Origin of the sequence: Cobetia sp. BMC6 (genome assembly GCF_029991385.1) — a bacterium.
Classification (GTDB): Bacteria; Pseudomonadota; Gammaproteobacteria; order Pseudomonadales; family Halomonadaceae; genus Cobetia.
The window spans coordinates 503,188-523,015 of record NZ_JAKUMF010000002.1 but is presented as its reverse complement, the minus strand read 5'-3'; the positions used below and the strand labels follow the sequence as shown (position 1 = coordinate 523,015).

Genomic DNA, 19,828 nt, shown 5'->3' with positions numbered 1-19,828 from the left:
TGAGCGCTGGGAGTCGCCCCGAAAGGCGGCCCGTGACAGACAGGGCATGCCCGAAGGTCATGACGAGCCAGGAGAGCCTCACTCTCTCGTCCCACGGAGCATGCTGGATACCATTACGGTACCCGCGCCGCCTTGATAACGTCAAAGAATCAGAAACTATCTTTTAAGACCAAAAAGGCATACCTGATACCCATGGGCCTTGCACCAGACTCATCAACGCCGAGGGCATTCACGCTGACGTCCAGAACATTCATGCTGATGCTGTGGCAGCACCAGCGCCTGGGGCAAGCTTGCCCGCCCCTTCTTGCGAGCCTGGCTAGAGCGTGACCCGCTCCACCCAGGTCTCGAGATGCTCGCCATCGAGATCCACCACGCGCAAACCGGGACGCGCCGCCTCATCCACGGCGAAATCATGGCTCAGCGGAGCGAACTGATCGGAGGTGGAGGGAACGCCATAGACGGCCACACTTCCCTGCCCACACGTCTTGAGTTGCGTGAAGGCCTGATGGATATGCCCACACAGCACGGCCCGCACCTGCGGGTATGGGCGCAACGTTTCCCACAGTGCATCGCGGTCGGCAAGACCCAGCACATCCATCCAGTCCGAGCCGATCGGCAGTGGATGATGATGCATGGCCAGCAGGATCGGGCGCGGGTCCAGCTCGACGGAAAGCGCCAGTGACTGCGCAAGCTCGCTCAACTGCTCCTCGCCAAGCTCACCCCCGGCCTGCCCGGTGACGCGCGAATCCAGACACAGCAGTCGCCAGTCGCCCAGATCCAGCTCGTGATGGAAGGGACGCAGCTCCTGCATGAATTCAGGGTGATCGTGGTTGCCCGCGAACCAGAACCAGGGACAGCCCAGGCCATCGAACAGCTCTGCCGCCATGCGATAGGAGGCAGGGCTCTCGTCCTGGCTGACATCACCGGTCACCAGCAGGATATCGGGCCGCAGGCGCGAGGCATGCGCCATCACCGCCTCCAGCTGACGCCAGGGGAAGCCCAGCCGTGAACGCGCGTCAGGGTCGGCGCGCAGATGGCAATCACTTATCTGAATCAGTCGCATCGGTCTCTCGAGCAGCAGGGAAATGAACAGAACCGCGACGGCCGGGCCATCGCGGTTCTGTCAATCAAGACGGTTAATCCATCGGGTGTCAGCGCCTGTGCGCCATGCCAGCGTTGAGCGTCACGGCAATTCCGGCACGTCCGCCTGCCCGAAGGCGCGGGCATGGGTCAGCCATTCGCCGAGAAAGCGATTGAGCTGCAGCTTTTCGTCCGGCTGGTGCATGCGCGGATTCGGGTAACGATTGCGCCCTGAGAAGTGACGCTGGCGCTGAAAGTCGGTGACCTCCGCCATGCGCACGTCGTGGTAAAGGTGCACGCTCATGCGCGGCGAATCGATGATGTGGTCCAGCACGCCGGTCTGGGCGACCGTGACCATGGTGGTATAGGGCGCGCATTCGACCACCTCGAGCAGCAGCGTGCCGAAGTGGCCCTGGTTGCCCGCCAGCGGGAAGGCGAAGCTGTCACCGGCCTCGGCCTTGCCGAGGATGCGCGTGAGGCGCAGATAATTGGACCCGCACTCGGCATGGAGTGCTTTTAGGTCAGCCACATAGGCTTTCTTGACCTGCATGGGCGATCTCCTTGCGAATCTCAGAACATTGGCATGTTGTCTGTCAAAGCACGCCCGCCATCGTGCGTGGCAAGATGCGGGCACCGCGCGATAAATCAAGCGCTGCGCCAGCGCTCAGGCTGTCGACGTTCAGCCATCAGCTCTCGGCTATCGACTCCAGTTCTCGGGACTGAAGCTGAGACGAAAACCGAGACTGATACGGACACTGACGCAGACAGTGATCTGTTGCTGGCTGCCGGTTTTCAGCAAGCCTCTAGAATAGCAGCTCTGACGCACAGGTTGAGGAAGCCTGCGTGAGACACGAGGGATTGCCAAGCTTCGCCTTCACTGCCTCAGGCATGCATGACGCGCAACGAAGCACGTTCACGCAGCAGCCATTGCATGGCCATGATGGCCATCGCATTGCCCAACCGCCCTTGTTCCAGCAGCGTGAGGGCCGCCTGGAAATCGAGCACATGCACGCGGATGTCTTCATTCTCCTCGGCCAGACCATGCACGCCGCCCAGCCCACTGCTGTCACACAGACCGATGAACAGCGTGACCTCCTCGGTGCAGGCGCCGGGGCTCGGGTAGTAGCGGTACAGTTCGATCAGGTCCGTCAGCTCACATCCGGCCTCCTCGATCGCCTCGCGCCGCGCGACCTCATGGGCCTGTTCGTCCTTGTCCACCAGCCCTGCGATCGGCTCCAGACTCCAGGGCGTGCGTGCGTCTTCCAGCATGCCGGCACGAATCTGCTCGACGAAGACCACGCGGTCGTTGACCGGGTCGTAGGGCAATACGCCTACTGCATCGTGACGGACATGCACCTCGCGATGGATCACATCGCTCCAGCCACCGTTGAAACGCTGGTGGCGGAATTCGCGCTGCTCGAGGCGGAAGAAGCCGTCCTGCAACACCCTGGCCTCGACCAGTTCGACATCATCATGTGCGAAGGCCTGTTGCCCTGCGACGTGCTCTTGTTGCTCGCTCATGCATCCTCCTTGGCTGAGCAGGCATTATCCTGTCCTGCCGCGAGACTGGCCAGCCCGTCACCTGCAGACTTGCTTGGCGCGTCGTACTGAGTCAGTCATCAGCGCCATTTGAAGGCATCTGGGCGACTTCTCATCCACAGAGCGGTAAACGACACGGCCCGAGCGGGATCTCCGCTCGGACCGTGGGGCTCAAGGACTCAGTAATTCAGGGAATCGGGAATTCCTTCGAGGCTGTCAGAACAGCGCCTGACACCAGCGCTGCCGTTCACTGGCAGGGCTCACTGATGTCTCTCCAGACAGTCTCCACTTCCAACAGCCATGCAAGCGATACGGATGCCAGAGGCTCACTGCAGGCGCTTGATCAGCGCGGCGATCTCTTTCTGCAATTCCTGATCGGCCAGCTCACGATTGGGTCGTGGCGGCCCGTCCTGAGCGAGACGCGCATGCTTGAGCGCTTCCTCATCACGGCCTTCGGAAGCCAGATAATCGGCGTAATAATAATTGGTATCCATGCCTGTCGGGTTGACCTCAAGGCCCTTGCGCAGCACTTCTCCCGCCTTCTCATCATCCCCGAAGCCCACCGGCCAGCCGGGCGCCTTGTCATAGAGTGCGCCAAGCGTCACATAGGCTGAGGCATTGTCGCCCTCGGGGTCGAGCGTGATCGCCTTCTCGAGCGCGGCCTTGGCTTCCTTGGCCAGATCCAGTGCTCCCAGGCCACCGCGCGCCTTGGCCCATGAGGCCAGGATGATGCCTTCCCAGGTCAGTACATGGGCGTTGTCTGGATATTGATCCGCCAGCGCGCGCACCTCCTTGCCCAGGGCTTCCATGCCCTTTTCCTGAGCATCACCGGAGACCTGATAGTTGATCTGCGCCCAGCGCTTGGAGAGCGGGAAGACGTCATCATCGCCCGGGGCAGCATGGACTCCGGTCATGCCGGCCAGCGTGATGCCCAGCGCCATGCCCCCGGAGAGCAGTACGCGACAGCAACGGGACATGACACGGCAAGACGGGTGTGAAGATGGCAGCATGGGCATGGACAGCTCCCTGATTTTCGTTATTGTTGGCAGATTCAGCATGGGTGACGCGCAAGTGCTCCGGCGAGCACACATTGACTGTAACGAACGTTTGAATCGGCCGCCAATCACCCTTGGTCGCAGGTCTCAACGCTAGCGAACATCGCACACGACGCCTTGAGCCTTACCCACAGAACCAGCGGAGCAGACCATGCAAGGTCGTAACATGACACGCTGGCGCGACCCCAAGACGGACCCGCGCCAGGAAAAGAAGAGCAACGTGATTACCCCGCAGGGCCACGCGAAGATGAAGGGGCTGGCGGACCACTTGAGGCGCGTGAGGCGCCCTGAGCTTTCACGCAAGACGGGCGAGGCCGCCGCCATGGGGGATCGCAGCGAGAATGCGGATTACACCTACAACAAGAAGGCGCTCAATCAGACCATCGCCAGGATCGCCTATCTGGAGAAACGCCTGGATGAACTGACGGTCGTCGATCGCCTGCCCGCGGATCTGGAGCGCGTCTATTTCGCGGCCTTCGTGACGCTGGAGGACGAGCAGGGAGAGGAGATGGAGATCCGCATCGTCGGCCCTGACGAGACCGACAATCCGCGCCGCTGGATCAGCGTCGATGCGCCCCTCGCTCAGGCATTGCTGGGCAAGGGGCTGGATGACGAGGTGAGCGTGGCCGCACCGGGGGGCGAGACGACCTACATCATCACGGCCATCCGCTATCAGTCGCCGGAGGCGTAAGCGGCGAGCTGGGTATCAGTCCTCAGGGAATCAGTCCTCAGGGAATCAGGCCGCAGAGGCTCAGGTCGCAGGGAATCAGCGCGCCTTGCGCGCACGATAGACCTTGAACTGGCGCGTTTCCGCGAGCACTTCAAACTCGCCGAAGGCCGCCTGCAGCAGATCGGGATACGGCAGGAAGGCGTTGGCGACCAGCGTCAGGGTGCCGCCGGGCATCAGATGATCCGGTGCCTGACTGATCAGGCGCGCCGCCGGTCCGTAATCGATATCGCGCTCATGATGGAACGGCGGATTGGCCACGATGGTCTCGAACCGCTCCCCCTCGAACGCCGCGAAGACATCGCTGAGGCGTACGTCCGCCTCAAGCCCGTTGAGCGCCAGGCTGCGACGGGTCGCCTCCACCGCGAAGGCACTGACGTCGCCTGCCATCACGCGCGCACCGTGACGCGCCAGCCAGCAGCTGATGATGCCATCTCCCGCCCCGATATCCAGCGCACGCTTGTAGCCACGGGTCGGCAGGTTCTCCAGCAGCAGTGCGGTCCCCGGGTCCAGCTTGGCATTGCCATAGAGTCCCGGATGACTGGTCAGTCGCATCTCCAGCGCCTCGAATTCGCCCCAGCCTTCTGTCCATTGTCCAGCCACTGCCAGTGGCGATCCACTGCTGGCGGCCTGTTCGGCCGTCAACTCACGCGTAGCGGATGACCACAGCTGGCAACGGCGCGCGGTATCCTCCTTGCGCGCCGTCATTCCCAGCGCCTTGAGGATGCGCTCAGCGCGCTTGATGCCACCGTTGACCTCGCCCACCACCTTGATCGGCGTGCCAGCCGGCAACACATGACACAGCGCCACCAGCCACCACTCGCCCAGCGCGTGCGCCTTGGGCCAGAACATGATGGCGCCCGCAGCTTGCGCGATGGTGTCGTCAGCTCGCGCATCAGCGAAGGACACCGCATGGCTGACCCGGTGCCCTGCTTCCCGCGCGGCATTCACGATGCCGGTATCATGCCCCCAGACACGCCGCTGACGATCCGATGACAGCCACCAGTCATCACGCGGCGCAGCGACCCACAGCCAATCACGGAAATCACTGTCCTGACGCTCGAGCAGCTGACAGGCGGGGGTTTGAGCAGACATGAAGACTCCAACAGGGTAAGAAGATACGGACAACGGCGAGAGCGCCGGATATCGAAACAATACGGTTGTGCAGGCGCCGCCTCAGGCTGGACGCACCAGCTCATAGTGCAGATAGCGGCCCAGATAGACGAAAGGTGGCGTGCGCCAATGCTGGCATTCGAGCGCCAGCAATTTCTGCATGTCAGCCTCGCTCAGCGGGTCGCGTGAACGCAGATAGTCGTGGAAGACGCGCAGCCCGGTCAGCTCGCGCACCTCAAGCCCCGCCTCTGCGGCCCACTGACGTATCTCGCCATCGCGAAGCGGTGAGATGGGTGTCAAGCGCTTGCCGGTACCCCAGCCCGCCAGGCGCCCTTCCAGCACCTTGTCGAAATTGCCCTTGCTGACATTGGAAAACGCCAGCGCATCGCGATTGAAGACACTCAGTGACATGACACCGCCGGGCGCCAGCAACTCCGCGAGCAATGCAAACCCTTCTCGCGGATCGACCAGCCACTCCAGCACGGCGTGGCACACTACCACCGGCCACTGCTGGTCAGTCACGGCGGCGAAGCCCTGCAGATCACATCCCTCCCAGACCAATCGCCCAGCGAACGGCTCATCACTCGACAGCGCGTCGGCTTGACCTGGCATTTGCGGATCTGACATTGCCTGAGCCGCCCGGGAGGGATCAGCCGTCGAACCAGCGGACAGCCCCTGGCCTTGCGGCGCGGCAGTGCTCAGGAAGCGTTTCGCGCGCTCACGCATCTCGCCTGAGGGTTCGATCAACGTGAGATGGTGCCCACGCGTGAGCCACCAGTGGGCTGTCTGCCCGAGCCCCGCACCGATTTCCAATACCGGGGAAGGCGGCAGGTGCGAGAAACGCTCATCCATCAGGCGCTGGGTCAGCGCAAGACGAACACGGCCGCGCTCCGTGGTGTAGAAACCACGTTCGAACTTGTCGGCCAGACCGTCGAAATGACGATCAGCGGTGGCACGGCGAACGCGGGAAGCGCCAGCGCGGGACGAGGTTTTCGGCTCAGGCATGAAGAATATCTTGGCGAAGGAGAAAGAACTGACGTTGCGATGGTGCAGATAATGCCTCACTCACTCGCCAAAGGCACTTCTCGGCGCGGATGAACCGCGATGTGATGCCGCTGATGGCCTGCTGCCACGCATTTCCTCCGCCAAAGGGATCGGCGTAGAATGGCGCCTGCATCGAGGGGCCAAGGAACGGCACATGGCGAGGAAAGCGGTCATGGGGCAGAGAAAGACCGACACTTGATCGACTTGAGCAGCTAAGGCTTCAACGTGACTGACTTGTGCACATCGACTCCACTTCCGACATAGACCTCAGCCATGAAACAACGCGTTCTGCTAATCGTCCGCAAGCTCAACATCGGCGGCATCCAACGCAATACCGTCAATCTCGCCAATGTCTTGCACCGCGAAGGCCATGAGGTTCATGTACTGGTACTGAAGGGTGAACTGGAGCTCGTCCCGGATGCCGGCGTGCATCTTCATCAGGTCGACTTTGACAAGGCATTTCGCAAGACGGGCATCGGCCTGTTCTACGACCTGTTCACCCGCCTGCTGCTGACCCCCTGGATCAAGGGCTCAGGCTACGTCTGGCGAGGCTATTATGGCGGTCACTATCTGCGCCGTTTCGTCGCGCGTCTGGAGAAGGAGCACGGGCCGATCGACCGGGTCATCACGCGCGGCCAGGGCGCCTTCGAGACCTTCTGGTCGTGGCGGGACCCTCGCCTGTGGCAGGTGGCGGTGTCATGGCCCGGCGACCTGAAAGAGGGCTGGCGACAACGCTTCCTGCTGAGCCGCCTGTATAGCGGTAAACAGGTCGTGTGCAATACCGACAATGTGCGTCAGCAACTGGAAAACCTGCTGGACCATCACGGGATCAAGGCGGCGAGACTCGCGACCATCGGCAATGTCTGTGATCTGGATGCCATCGCCGCCATGGCAGAGGAAGAGGTGGAGCTCCCCCCCCGTCCCTACGTGGTGCAGGTGTGTCGCCTCTCGGATGTCAAGCGCCAGGATGTGCTGATCAAGGCATACCTCGCGTCAGGTATCGAGGAAGACCTCGTCATCGTGGGTGATGGCCCCAAGCGGGAAGCCACCGAAGCACTGATCCGCGAGCTGGGTGTCGGCGACAGGGTCCACCTGATCGGTAGCCGCCTGAACCCCTACCCATGGATGAAGCACGCCCGCCTGTTCGTGCTCAGTTCACGCAGTGAGGCCTTCGGCATCGTGCTGGTGGAGAGCATGTGCTGTGGCACGCCATGCGTGGCACCGGATGTCCCCGGCGGCATTCGCAATGTCTTGATCCATGATCAGGCGCGTCTGATCTCCGAAGACTCCATCGAGGCGCTGGCAGCCAAGATTCGTGAAGGTCTCGCCAACCCGCCGGCACTCGACTCGGATCCGGAGCTGATCGAACGCTTCCGCGATACCCGCATCATGCAGGAGTTTCTGTCCCTGCCCACTGATGCCTTGACATCAGACTCCCGCTGACACCAACGCCCTGCATTTATCGAGAGACTTTCCTGCAGGGCTTGTTCTTGCGCCTTCCCGCGACGATTGAGTGACAAGTCGAATCGGTTGAGTGACAAAGCGATCGACAGACACGACGGTACGAGGTCCAGACCGAGAACCAGGACATTGTGAATCGGGTAATCGGACAGGAAGACCAAGTGCGGCAGCTCTTGAGGCGAGCCTGAAGCCGGGCCGGATGCTGCTCACGGCAAGGGCCGAGCACGCAACGCACGGTACAGAGAAGACGATGAGGCGATGACGCAGAAGGCAGGACAGACGACGTCGTCCAGAAGGTGGGGATGCTGGCGCCCCCTGCAGGAGTCGAACCTGCGACCTGCCCCTTAGGAGGGGGCCGCTCTATCCAGCTGAGCTAAGGAGGCGTAGCGAGCGGAAGTATAAGCCATTGAAGTGGCGAGATAAACCCGACAATTGCTGCGACGCCTGCATCACGCCCCCTGTCATCAGCTACATGATTGAGGCGCAGGATCGATAACCTGAGTGCATACTCCACGTCTGATTTCGGTGCCATGCCCCCTGACAGGCTGAGACAACCTCATGAACCTGCCTCCCCTATCCTTCCGACAGCCGGGCCTCCGCGTCGCCAATCATCTCTGCCATCGGGCGCGGGCGCCCCAGCAGGTAGCCCTGAACTCGCGAGCAACCCATGCGCCGGAAGACTTCGAGTTGCTCCACCTCTTCCACGCCTTCCGCCACGACATCGAGTGACAGGGCGCGCGCCATCATCAGCATGGCACGCACGATCTCGTTGCCCGTGGCATGCGTGTCTGGCGATTCCTCTAGACACAGGTCATTGATGAAGCTGCGATCTATCTTCAGCTCCTTGAGTGGCATACGACGCAAACGCGACAGATTCGAGTAGCCAATGCCGAAATCATCAATCGAGAAGCTCAGACCCAAGGCTGCCAGCTGGTCAATCTTCTCGAGCATTGCCGCTTCATCATCCGTCGCCAGGCTCTCGGTGATTTCCATACGCAAGAGCTCAGGCGCGAAGTCATGTTGCGCCAGCAGCCTGGTGACCTGCGGCACGAACTCGCTGCTACGGAACTGTACCTGACTGACGTTGACCGCCATCGGTAGTGCATGCCCTCGGGCGGTCATGGCGGCAAGCTCGCGACAGACCTGCTCCAGCACCCAATGCCCCAGCTCGAGAATCAGCCCGGACTCCTCCGCGATGGGGATGAAGGTCGCTGGCGAGACCATCCCCAGCTGCGGATCATGCCAACGCAGCAATGCCTCGGCGCCACACAATTGCGGCTCACCACTTTCGGGCAGGGAAAATTGCGGCTGGAGGTGGACGCTCAGCCGCTGGCAAGACACGGCTTCACGCAGCGCGTGCTCCATCTGGGCGGCATCGATGATGCGCTGGCGCATCTCTGGTGCGAAGAAACACAGCCGTGCACGCCCGGCCCCCTTGCTTTCATAGAGCGCGATATCCGCTTGATGCAGGAGGTGGCTCCAGGCATCGCCCTCTTCTCTGTCGATCTCGTCGTGCTCCGCCTTGCCGGCCGGCAGCACTTGCTGAGAGCAGGCGCCATAGCCTTCCTCGTGACGCGGATAGAGCGTGATGCCCAACGAGCCGGTCAATTGATGCGTTCGTCCTTCAAGCTCCAGCGGCCCCTGCAGTCGCTCCAGCATCTGCTCCGCCACCTGGCGCGCTCGGCTAGCCGCTTCGCGCGGCCCACCGGCTCTCGGTGCCAGCAGCACGATGAACTCGTCTCCCCCGTGGCGCGCGAGGAAGTCCTGCGGGCCCAGCATCTCAGCCAGACGCGAGGCGACCTGCTTGAGCGCCAGGTCACCGGCATCGTGTCCGAGGATATCGTTGAGACGCTTGAAGTGATCGAGATCCAGGAACATCAGCGCGCCCATCTCGCCGGGTTGGGCCTGCTCCGCCAGCTCACAGAGATGACGACGCACGAGACGCCGGTTGGGCAAACCGGTCAACGAGTCGTGCATGGCCTGATGCGTCAGTTGCTGGTCACGTCGATAGCGTTCGATCGCCAGTCTGGCCACCTTGACCGCGACTTCGAGCAAGCCATGGTGAGTCGCATCGAAGACCTCGCCTGTCTCGGCATAGAAGGCAAAGCTGCCCAGGGGGTTATCGTCGCCATCGAGAATCGGCATCGACAGGCAGGCATCCAACCCCAATGCATGCGGATGCTCACGGAAGCCCTCCCAGGCAGGTTCCTGCGCGATGGAAGGCGTCATGACCGGCTTGCGCCGCCACATCGCCGTCCCACAGGTGCCCACGCCTTCCCCGATCATCAAGCCACAAGTGAACAGCATGAAGCTTGCGGGCAGACTGGGCCCCTGCCCTGCCACGATGGTGAGGCCCACATCATCCAGCAGCAGCAACGAGGAGCGCACCTGAACCGCGGCACCTTCGATGGTCAGGCACAGGTCTCGCAATGTCTTGTCCAGAGACTGGCCTGCCGCCACAGCTTCCAGCAGCTCAAGCTGGGAGTGACTCAACATCAAGGCTCGGTGCATCTGGGTAATGTCCGTCTGCAACCCCAGATACCCATCCACCCGCCCCCCGGAATCCTTGAGCGGAATGCAGCGCAGCCGCAATCGCAGTGGTTGGCCATTGCTGTCGTAATGCACCAGCTCCTCATCGCTGGGTTCGCCGCGGCGGCGCTGTTCACGCAATCGGGTGATGACCAGCAGATCGGATGCCGGCCCCATCAGGAATTCACTGGGCACCTTGCCGACCACCTGCTGCTCTCGATAGCCGAGAAGCTGCTCAAAGGCGGGATTGACCCAGCGAATGCGCCCTTCGAGGTCGTAGCAACAGACGCCGTTGCTGGTGTGATCCAGCAGCTGGTTCAGCAAGCCTTCGGCTTCCTGGCCATTGGCGGGCCGTGAAGTGCTCGGCATGGTGCCAAACGATGTGGTGTCACTCACTGGCGTATCCTCAGCAGACTCCTCTGCGATCCTGGCTGGATGACATGCCGAGCCTTGGGACTCGGCGAATTACCAGCACCAGCGTGCCTGATCCTCGGCACCAGTATGCGGCCTATGTAGCAGTGATAGTAACCCACTGCGATGCGTTGAATATGAGTCCAGCGTCATTCAATCGGCACTGGCGTTGACCATCATCCGGCTCTCGAGCGCCACACAGGCCTTTGAATCGAGCGCGATCACTCCCACAACTCTGACAGCTCAGACTTCAGATGCCTGACAGCATGATCCACACGGAAGCCTCGGGCGTAGTACACACATCACGCCATTCGCCATGGAGAGCCACTCCTTGAACGCTCTGCTGCCCTTTGTGTCAGTCGCACTCTGCATACTGTTATCGGGATGCGGCCCGCGCTACCTTGCGACCAATGACATCCACCAGGCCCCTTACCTTGATGGATCCTCCCCCTCATCCCATCTCGTGACCCGCGACGCCACATCGCTGGCATGGGAGTCCTGGCAACCTGCGCAGGCAACCCCTCAACGCGCCATGCTGCTTGGCCTGCACAGCTACGGCGACTTCCGCCTGGCATTTTCCGATCTGGGTCCGTGGTTGGCCGGACAAGGCATCGTGACCTACGCCTATGATCAACGCGGTTTCGGGGAGTCCGGCCAGCAAGGGCGATGGCCGGAGTCCCCGTTGCTGGTCGAGGACCTGGTGGACGCCATCACGGTACTGCGCCAGCGCCACCCGAACCTCCCCTTGATCGTGGCGGGCGAAAGCATGGGCGGCTCGGTGATACTCAATGCCCTCGCCCGCCACCCGGAGCTGTCGATCGATGGCAGCCTGCTCGCTGCCCCGGGCGTCCGCGGTGGCATCCGCTGGCGCTATCTGTACAACGCAGGGCTCTGGACAGCGGCGCACCTGATCCCCGCAACCAGCGTGGAGGTACCCCGCAGGTACCCCGAAGGAGAACTTCAGCCCGTGGCCGCCAGGCGGTTGGCCGAGGATTCCCGCGTCGTGCATTCCGTGCGCCTTGATGCCTATTACGGTCTGATCCGCTTCACGGATCACGCCAGCGATGACATCGCGGCGCTTTCTGCAGACACACGGCTGCCGCACACCTTGCTGCTCCACGGTGATCGCGATGACACCGTGCCCCGTGTGGCCATCGAGCGGCTGGTCAATGACTGGCCGAGCGCCTCACGCGATACGCTCGAGATACATTACCTGCCCGAGGCACCCCACCTGCTGCTGCAATGGCACGACAGTGAGCAGGTACGTGGGCGGATAGCACACTGGTTGGCCGAGTTCCTGCCGGCGCACGCTTCACAAGAATGAAAGCAAGAGCGAGAGCGAGAGCGAGAAAGAGGCGATGGCCGTGACACGCCGACTCATGCCGATAGCGCGTGCCCTACAAACAGCAACGCCCCGAACAGAGTTCGAGGCGTTGCTGTCTATCTATCTAATTATCGCCCCTGTGAGGAGCATGCTGACCGCTAACCAGCGATCACTGACGCGCGGTCTTCAGGGCATCAGCCAGTTCACGGGTCAGGGCGTGTACGGCCTGAGTGCCCTGCTCCGGTGTCTCGGCATTGGCCTGCAGATCGATCAAGGCAGAGCCGACCACCACGCCGTCGGAGAAACGCCCGATCCGTGCCGCCTGTTCAGCGGTACGGATACCGAAGCCGACCGCGACCGGAATATCGGTATGTTCACGAATGCGACCGACCTCGGCCTCGACCTTCTCGGCAGTCGGTGCCGCGCCGCCGGTCACGCCATTGCTGGAGACGTAGTAGAGGAAGCCCGAGGTGTTGGCCAGCACACCCGGCAGGCGCTCACTGTCAGTGGTCGGCGTAGCGAGGCGAATGAAGCTGATGCCCGCTTCGTTGGCCGGGACGCACAGCTCGTCATCGTGCTCCGGCGGCAGATCGACGACGATCAGGCCGTCGACACCGGCCTCGCTCGCCTGCTCGAGAAAACGGCTCACGCCACGACGATAGATCGGGTTGTAGTAGCCCATCAGCACGATGGGGGTGTCCTGATCGCGCTTGCGGAACTCGCTGACCATCGCCAGGGTGTGGTCCATGGTCTGGCCGGCCTTCAGGGCACGCTGGGTGGCATGCTGGATCGCCAGACCATCGGCCATCGGGTCCGTGAACGGCATGCCCAGCTCGATGACATCGGCGCCGGCGTCCGCCATGCCGAGGAAGGTCGCGAGGCTGGCATCGTAGCCGGGGTCGCCCGCAGTGATGTAGGTCACCAGCGCAGCACGATTCTCGGCGCGCACGGCAGCGAAACGACGGTCAAGACGGCGGCTGGCAGTAGTGTCGATAGCGGAAGTGCTCATCAATAGACTCCGAATTTGCTGGCCTACAGGCATCGATGACACCTGCAGGCGAAGAAGGCATGGGGCGCTCAGACTCGATCAGCGACTGACGACTCTGACGCCGGGCAACACGTGACAGACCCGGGCTTACTCGCCGTCAGGGTTCAGGCCCAGTTCGTCGGCCAGGTGATGAGTCACGGTGGCCATGTCCTTGTCACCACGGCCGCTGAGGTTGACCACCATCAGATGGTCCTTCGGCAGGCCCGGTGCACGCTTGATGACTTCCGCCAGCGCGTGAGAGGACTCCAGCGCCGGAATGATGCCTTCCAGACGGCACAGCATCTTGAAGGCGTCCAGCGCTTCCTGGTCGGTCGCGGCGACATATTCGGCACGCTTGATGTCATGCAACCATGCGTGTTCCGGACCGATCCCCGGATAGTCGAGCCCGGCGGAGATGGAGTGCGCATCGCCGATCTGACCTTCTTCATCCTGCAGCAGGAAGGTGCGGTTGCCATGCAGTACGCCCGGCAGGCCGCCCTTGAGGCTGGCGGCATGACGCGGAGTTTCCAGGCCTTCGCCAGCGGCTTCGACACCGATGATCTCGACGCTCTCGTCATCGAGGAACGGGTGGAACAGGCCCATGGCGTTGGAGCCGCCGCCGATGCAGGCGACCAGCGAATCCGGCAGGCGCCCTTCCTTCTGCTGCAGCTGCACGCGGGTTTCCTGACCGATGATGGACTGGAAGTCCCGCACCAGCTGGGGATACGGGTGCGGGCCGGCCACGGTACCGATGATGTAGAAGGTGTCATCGACGTTGGTGACCCAGTCACGCAGCGCCTCGTTCATGGCGTCCTTCAGCGTGCCATCACCGGCGGTGACAGGCACGACCTTGGCGCCCAGCAGCTGCATGCGCTGCACGTTGGGCTGCTGACGATGGATATCGGTGGAGCCCATGTAGATCACGCAGTCCAGCCCGAAACGCGCCGCCACGGTGGCAGTCGCCACACCGTGCATGCCGGCGCCGGTCTCGGCGATGATTCGCTTCTTGCCCATGCGGCGAGCAAGCAATACCTGGCCCAGCGCATTGTTGATCTTGTGAGCCCCGGTATGCATCAGGTCTTCACGCTTGAGATAGATCTTGGCGCCGCCCAGCTGCTCGGTCAGACGCTCGGCGAAATACAGCGGGCTCTGGCGGCCGACATAGTCCGCGGACAGACCAGCCAGCTCCTCGGCGAATGCCGGATCCTGCTTGGCGGCTTCATACTCGCGCTGAAGGTGCAGGATCAACGGCATCAGCGTCTCGGCAACGAAGCGGCCGCCGAAATCACCGAAGAAACCCTTGGCATCAGGCCCTTGGCGCAGGCTGGGGGTAGCAGTCGTCTGGCTCATGCTGAACTCCTCGAAATCGTGTCAGTGGCTGGTCGCACAGAATGCGCAAGGCAATTGCGGGGCCAGCGATATGGTGATCATCCTAGCGCTGCAGGCACTGGAAGAAAAACGATAAATTCGCCAAGATGTGTGAGAAAATCTCACAGATGGTCGAGACGGTCATTGCCGCGCAGTGAACCTTTCCGTACCAATGACACGTCCAGCATTCGCCCAGCACTTGCTCAGGAGACACACCATGGAGCGCACCGAGCTACTGCCGCCCCTCAATGCCCTGCGCACCTTCGATGTGGCGGCTCGCCATGAGAGCGCCTCGCGCGCCGCAGAGGAGCTGCATGTGACCCACGGGGCCGTCAGCCGTCAGATTCGCCAGCTGGAAGACGCACTCGGCACACGCCTGTTCGATCGCGCCGGACGTGGCCTGACACTGACACAGGCCGGCCGTGAGCTGGCGACTGCGACCCGTCATCACCTTGGCGGTCTGGCACGCGTGTGCGGAGCACTGGCACGCAGTGATGCGCGGGCGCCCTTCGTGCTGAGCTGCCCGGGGTCATTTCTGGCACGCTGGTTCATTCCGCGGCTGGGGGCACTCAAGGACGCCCTGCCGGAACTCGAGCTGCACCTGACCGCCAGTGAGGACAACGAAGGGCTGCGCAATGGCGTGGACGGTGTCCTGCGCTTTCAGACGCCGCCCTTTGACGACGCCGAGCATCAGGAGACGCGCGTGCTGGGCACCGAGCGCATCGGCCCTGTCCTGCGGCCCGACAGCGAGTGGCTGGGCAAGGCCTCCACCGCCCCTTCCCCCGAGGTACTGCTGGGCCTGCCCCTGTTGCATACCCGATCACGCCCGCAAGCCTGGCCGGATTGGTGCTCACGCCAGGGGCTATCCAGTGAGGGGCTTGATTACGCGCAAGGGTTCGAACACCTCAACTACCTGCTCGAGGCGACACTGGTCGGGCTGGGCGTCGGCATCGCACCGGACTATCTGGTGGAGGAAGACCTGCGCAGCAAGCGCCTCGTGGCCCCCTGGGGCTTCGTCGAGACCGAGGCATGCCTGACACTGACATTGCCGCAGGTCGGCCGCGCTCGTGCTCGCCATCCGCATGCCGAAGCGCTGGGCGAATGGCTCGCCCGGGAACTGGCGACGGCTCCGCCCCACTAGCCGCCACACTTTGTGACAGGCATAAAAAAAGCCAGTCACAAGGACTGGCTTGCCCGGCCATGTATCCAGAGGATAACGCCGGAAAGATCGTGAATCCGCTCAAGGAACCATCGCAACCTGCAACGCAGGCTGGAAGCGAGGATGGGCGAACAACCCTGCGCATTGAACGACGCAGCCATCCTCGGCAGAAATGATCGAGGAGCCATGGCAGGCTCAACTCGAAGACTTCACGTCAGGTGGCCAGTCCTTATCCGAGATGGAGGACTCGAGATGAAGAGTGACGGCCTGACGCGCTTCAACTGTCAGCATCATATCTTTTAGTCCGCGAACAAAAAAGAGCCCAAACAGCAACAGACCTTTGCTGGAGAAGCACCATCAATCGCTCGCATGACGACCGGTATCAGTGACAGCCAGGGGCTGCAGCGCCCTTGTCCGAGGCGAGCCCCCCCGAGGCGCGATTCGGCGGATTGTTGCCGCCGAGTAACAGACGCTGAATATCCGTGGCCGCCATCGGCTTGTAGAAGTAATAGCCCTGGATCAAGTCACAACGCATCTCGCGCAACAACTCCAGCTGCTGTTCGTTCTCGACCCCTTCCGCGACCACCTCCAGCCCGAGGCGATGACCGAGGAAGACCGTGGCCTCCATGATGGCGCGGTCCTTGGGCTCCTGGGCGCACTCGATCACGAAGGAGCGATCTATCTTGAGCGCCGTCACGGGCAACAACTTGAGATAGCTCATCGAGGAATAGCCGGTGCCGAAGTCATCGATGGCGATCTTGTAGCCACGGTCGTAGAGCGCCCGTAGGCTGTCGCGCACCTTGATATCGGCATCGATCAACACGTTCTCGGTCAGCTCGATACCGATGTCCCGCGGTGTCAGCCCGTATTCCTCGACATAGGCCTCAAGGCGGGTGAAGACATCTGAACTGATGGCCTGGCGTCCGGAGATGTTGATGTCGATCCGGTAGCCCTTCAGCCCCATGGCGCGCCATTCGGCCTGCTGACGACACGCCTGGCGGATGACCCAGTCTCCAAGACGCTCGATCAGATTGGTACGCTCGGCGACCTTAACGAAATCTGAGGGCGGAATATAGCCCTCGGGAGAATGCCAACGCAGCAGCGCCTCGAAGGATTCGATGCGCTCACTGCGCGCCGCCACCTGCGGCTGATAATGCAGCGACAATTCCCCACCGCCATCCTGATTCAACAGCGCCTGCAGACGTCCGGCCAGATGGTGCTGATGCAGCATCTCGTTGCGGACTTCCTGATTGAAGAACTGATAGCCATCGCGCCCGGCCAGCTTGGCACGATGCTTGGCGACATCGGCATTGCGCACCAGCTCGGCCGCCTCGCTCCCATTCTCGGGATACAGGCTGATGCCGATACTCAGACGCAGCAGCAACTGGCGCCCTTCGATCTCGAAGGGTCGCTGGAAGTCCTGGCGAATGCGCTCGACCACCGACAGTGCATCACTCTCGTAGTCCAGACGTGGCATCGCCAGCACGAATTCATCGCCACCAAAGCGCGAGAGCAGATCCTGGCTGCGCTGGAAGCCCTGCAGGCGCTTGGCCACGCTGCGGATGACACGGTCCCCCATCTCGTAACCAAGGGTGTCATTGATCTCGGTGAAATGATCGATATCGAGAAACAGCACCATCAGGGTGTCGTCATGACGCTGACATTCACTGAGCGCCTCACCGAGTTCGCTCTCGAAAGTCTGGCGATTGGGCAGCTCCGTCAGGGGGTCGAAACGCGTCATGTAATCCAGATCACGCTGGACCTTGCGCTCACCCGCCAGATCGATATCGATACAGAACATCAGCGGGTTGTCAGTGCGCTCCCCCAACATCACATGGTGGGAAAAGACAGGCACGGGGGCACCCGACTTGTGCTTGAGCTCAAGTTCACTGGAGGGAATCTCGATACCCTGAGAGACCCAGGCATGGTGTGCGTCCACCACGACATCTGCCATCGTCTCCGGGATCACCAGAGTTTCCAGGCATCGTCCACGAGCTTCCTGCTCGCTATAGCCGTATAGCCGCTCGCTGGCCTCGTTCCAGTAGATGACGCGGCGCTGGCTGTCATAGCCCTGAACGGCGACGCGCGGCAGACTTTCCAACAGCTCTCGAAAGCGCTGATCACTGACGGGAAGTCCCTTGCTGGTCGAGAGGCCAACCATACTCGTCTGCATGACCGCCTCCTGCGTATGCTGATGATGTGACACCTGACGCTTGCGAGATAGCATGATGCCCGCAGTTGCGCCAAGAATCACCATCAGTAACGCGGTTGGCCATCGACCCAGCATGCTCTGGCTCCACACCACCACCGCCATCAACGTCAGTACCACGGCAATGATGACGGGACGAGAGCACAATATTCCGGCGACCCTGCTGGCCTGGCGGAACCCTTTAGCCATGTTGAAGGATACCTCCGCTGCCGTCCTTCGCCTGTTCGCCGGACTTCGGCGGAGCAGATCAACTCGTGACGGAATGTCACTTCGAACGAGTTCTCTCACACACAGAACGAGCTCTTGTCGTCATGAGAAAAGTCTAAGGGTCTGCTGCGCGTAAACCCAGCGTCTTGCAGCGCCTCTCGATGACTATCCTCAACGCTTCATGCAGTGCCAGACGGCCTGAACATGCGTTGCGCTGCTCGTCTGCAAAGGGCGAAGAATAGCGCCAATGACTTACATAATACCAGTCGATTAGATTACTCATACCTCGATACTGGCCATGTACCCATATTGATGATACTTGCGCGAGATTAGCGTGTTACCGCCATGGTACGGGTTTGACTATCTCGTGCGCACCTTCCCATTCTCCTCGACGTTGCCAACGCAACACCTTCCATCTGCGCCCAAGCGCACAAAACGTCGAGGAATTTCATATGAACATCGCAAATCGTGGCGTACGTCAACTGGCCGACTCTTCCCGCAAGATCACCCTGGAACAGGGCGGCCTGGTGGAGCACTACCCGGCCCCCAAGACGGACACCGCCCCCTTGCGCCTACCGCTTGCCTCGCAGTACTGGCCGGAGGCAGTCCACGAGGAGCTGGCACGCCAGCATTGGAGCAAGGCTTCCATCACCTCCCAGATCGATCTCGAGGCCTGGCAGGGCTTCTTGAAGGATCTGCCGCGCGACCCCTACGTCAACACCCGCTGGAAGCGCATGTCCTGGCTGCACCTGAACGACCAGCATGAGGTCGAGACGCTGGGCGAATGTCCGATGGCACAGGGCGGCAAGTTCAATGACGCCGCCAGCATGGCTGACCGTCTGCGCTATTACGCACCGCTGGAAGAGAGCTTCACCGAGCGCGAGGATGTGCGCGCCTTCGTGAAGGCATGGGCCGACATGTGGGGTATCGGCCCGCGTGAACCGATCCTGATGCAGATCACCGGCGTGCGCGGTGATGGCACCATCGACCCTCTCCAGGGTCAGGGCATCCACGCCGATGGCTGCAAGTACCTGAGCATCTTGGTGCTCAACCGCGAGAATGTCAGCGGCGCCATCAACACCCTCTATCAGGACAAGGCGGGCAAAGAGCTGCTGACCACCACGGAGCTGGCACCGGGCGAGGTCCTGCATATCCACGATGACCAGCTGTTTCACAGTGTCAGCTCCATCACCCAGGAGAACGCCGGCGAGCACTTCGAACGCTTCATCATTATCATCAACTGCTCGTTCATCGACGAGTTCCAGAACCGCATGCTGCGTCGTCATTTCCCGGACGCCGTCCTCAACGACTGCGAGTGAGCAACGGACTGCTCGCGAGCCATCGCAGCGAGACGCATCGCAACTTGCGGCGTCGTCTCATCTGAAGCCCCGCCGCGCAGAAGCCACGATGCCGATGCCCCCCGATACGTGAAACCCTGTTCTGAGCGCCTGAGCGCCTGAGCGCCCAAGTGCCTGAGCGCCTGAGCCTCTTGGCGACAGATGCAGGAATGAAGAAGGAGAGCCACCATCAGGTGACGCACTGTCACAAGGTGCGCGCCGACGAAAACGTGCATAT

Annotated in this window: 15 protein-coding genes and 1 tRNA gene; 5 read left to right on the top strand and 11 right to left on the bottom strand. The window is 61.9% G+C overall.

The window, feature by feature from the left end; all coding sequences use genetic code 11:
- Positions 1 to 316: 316 nt before the first annotated feature.
- The 4 genes from MKZ40_RS06460 to MKZ40_RS06445 form a co-directional block, all read right to left on the bottom strand.
- Positions 317 to 1,063, bottom strand: a complete 747-nt coding sequence (locus tag MKZ40_RS06460; RefSeq protein WP_175088081.1) for a metallophosphoesterase — start codon at positions 1,061 to 1,063, stop codon at positions 317 to 319.
- 120 nt (positions 1,064 to 1,183) lie between these two features.
- On the bottom strand, positions 1,184 to 1,630 hold the full coding sequence (locus MKZ40_RS06455; protein WP_043337025.1) for a DUF1249 domain-containing protein: 447 nt from the start codon (positions 1,628 to 1,630) through the stop codon (positions 1,184 to 1,186).
- Between the two features lie 332 nt (positions 1,631 to 1,962).
- The gene (locus tag MKZ40_RS06450) at positions 1,963 to 2,601 is read right to left on the bottom strand and encodes an NUDIX domain-containing protein (protein WP_043337028.1); all 639 of its coding nucleotides are present in this window, start codon (positions 2,599 to 2,601) and stop codon (positions 1,963 to 1,965) included.
- Positions 2,602 to 2,945: 344 nt separating this feature from the next.
- Entirely contained in the window at positions 2,946 to 3,629 is a 684-nt protein-coding gene (locus MKZ40_RS06445; RefSeq protein ID WP_175088082.1) for a hypothetical protein, read from the bottom strand.
- Between the two features lie 196 nt (positions 3,630 to 3,825).
- On the opposite strand from MKZ40_RS06445, the gene MKZ40_RS06440 reads away from it, so the two are divergent.
- The gene (locus MKZ40_RS06440; protein ID WP_175088083.1) at positions 3,826 to 4,365 is read left to right on the top strand and encodes a GreA/GreB family elongation factor; all 540 of its coding nucleotides are present in this window, start codon (positions 3,826 to 3,828) and stop codon (positions 4,363 to 4,365) included.
- Between the two features lie 75 nt (positions 4,366 to 4,440).
- Here the strand turns inward: MKZ40_RS06440 and MKZ40_RS06435 are convergent, their stop codons facing one another.
- Together MKZ40_RS06435 and MKZ40_RS06430 are read right to left on the bottom strand one after the other, a co-directional pair.
- Complete coding sequence (locus MKZ40_RS06435; RefSeq protein ID WP_175088084.1) at positions 4,441 to 5,496, bottom strand: methyltransferase; 1,056 nt, start codon at positions 5,494 to 5,496, stop codon at positions 4,441 to 4,443.
- 81 nt (positions 5,497 to 5,577) lie between these two features.
- Complete coding sequence (locus MKZ40_RS06430; RefSeq protein WP_175088085.1) at positions 5,578 to 6,519, bottom strand: methyltransferase domain-containing protein; 942 nt, start codon at positions 6,517 to 6,519, stop codon at positions 5,578 to 5,580.
- Between the two features lie 312 nt (positions 6,520 to 6,831).
- Between MKZ40_RS06430 and MKZ40_RS06425 the strand changes: the two genes are divergently transcribed.
- On the top strand, positions 6,832 to 8,001 hold the full coding sequence (locus MKZ40_RS06425) for a glycosyltransferase (protein WP_175088086.1): 1,170 nt from the start codon (positions 6,832 to 6,834) through the stop codon (positions 7,999 to 8,001).
- Between the two features lie 324 nt (positions 8,002 to 8,325).
- On the opposite strand, the gene MKZ40_RS06420 is transcribed toward MKZ40_RS06425, so the two are convergent.
- Both MKZ40_RS06420 and MKZ40_RS06415 read right to left on the bottom strand, forming a co-directional pair.
- Positions 8,326 to 8,402, bottom strand: a tRNA-Arg gene (locus MKZ40_RS06420).
- 190 nt (positions 8,403 to 8,592) lie between these two features.
- Positions 8,593 to 10,944, bottom strand: a complete 2,352-nt coding sequence (locus MKZ40_RS06415) for an EAL domain-containing protein (RefSeq protein ID WP_175088087.1) — start codon at positions 10,942 to 10,944, stop codon at positions 8,593 to 8,595.
- A gap of 547 nt (positions 10,945 to 11,491) precedes the next feature.
- Between MKZ40_RS06415 and MKZ40_RS06410 the strand changes: the two genes are divergently transcribed.
- Entirely contained in the window at positions 11,492 to 12,283 is a 792-nt protein-coding gene (locus MKZ40_RS06410) for an alpha/beta fold hydrolase (protein ID WP_175088088.1), read from the top strand.
- A gap of 169 nt (positions 12,284 to 12,452) precedes the next feature.
- On the opposite strand, the gene trpA is transcribed toward MKZ40_RS06410, so the two are convergent.
- Together trpA and trpB are read right to left on the bottom strand one after the other, a co-directional pair.
- A complete protein-coding gene (gene trpA, locus MKZ40_RS06405; RefSeq protein ID WP_175088089.1) occupies positions 12,453 to 13,292 on the bottom strand; it encodes a tryptophan synthase subunit alpha in 840 nt (279 codons plus the stop codon).
- Between the two features lie 126 nt (positions 13,293 to 13,418).
- A complete protein-coding gene (gene trpB, locus MKZ40_RS06400) occupies positions 13,419 to 14,660 on the bottom strand; it encodes a tryptophan synthase subunit beta (RefSeq protein WP_175088090.1) in 1,242 nt (413 codons plus the stop codon).
- A gap of 235 nt (positions 14,661 to 14,895) precedes the next feature.
- Here trpB and MKZ40_RS06395 point away from each other — a divergent pair, with 235 nt between their 5' ends.
- Positions 14,896 to 15,819, top strand: a complete 924-nt coding sequence (locus MKZ40_RS06395) for a LysR family transcriptional regulator (protein WP_175088091.1) — start codon at positions 14,896 to 14,898, stop codon at positions 15,817 to 15,819.
- Between the two features lie 400 nt (positions 15,820 to 16,219).
- Here MKZ40_RS06395 and MKZ40_RS06390 read toward each other — a convergent pair whose 3' ends face one another.
- Positions 16,220 to 18,010: an EAL domain-containing protein gene (locus MKZ40_RS06390; protein ID WP_254626934.1), complete on the bottom strand. Its 1,791-nt coding sequence runs from the start codon at positions 18,008 to 18,010 to the stop codon at positions 16,220 to 16,222.
- Positions 18,011 to 18,705: 695 nt separating this feature from the next.
- Between MKZ40_RS06390 and MKZ40_RS06385 the strand changes: the two genes are divergently transcribed.
- Positions 18,706 to 19,572, top strand: a complete 867-nt coding sequence (locus MKZ40_RS06385; protein WP_175088092.1) for a 2OG-Fe dioxygenase family protein — start codon at positions 18,706 to 18,708, stop codon at positions 19,570 to 19,572.
- The last annotated feature ends 256 nt before the right edge of the window (positions 19,573 to 19,828 follow it).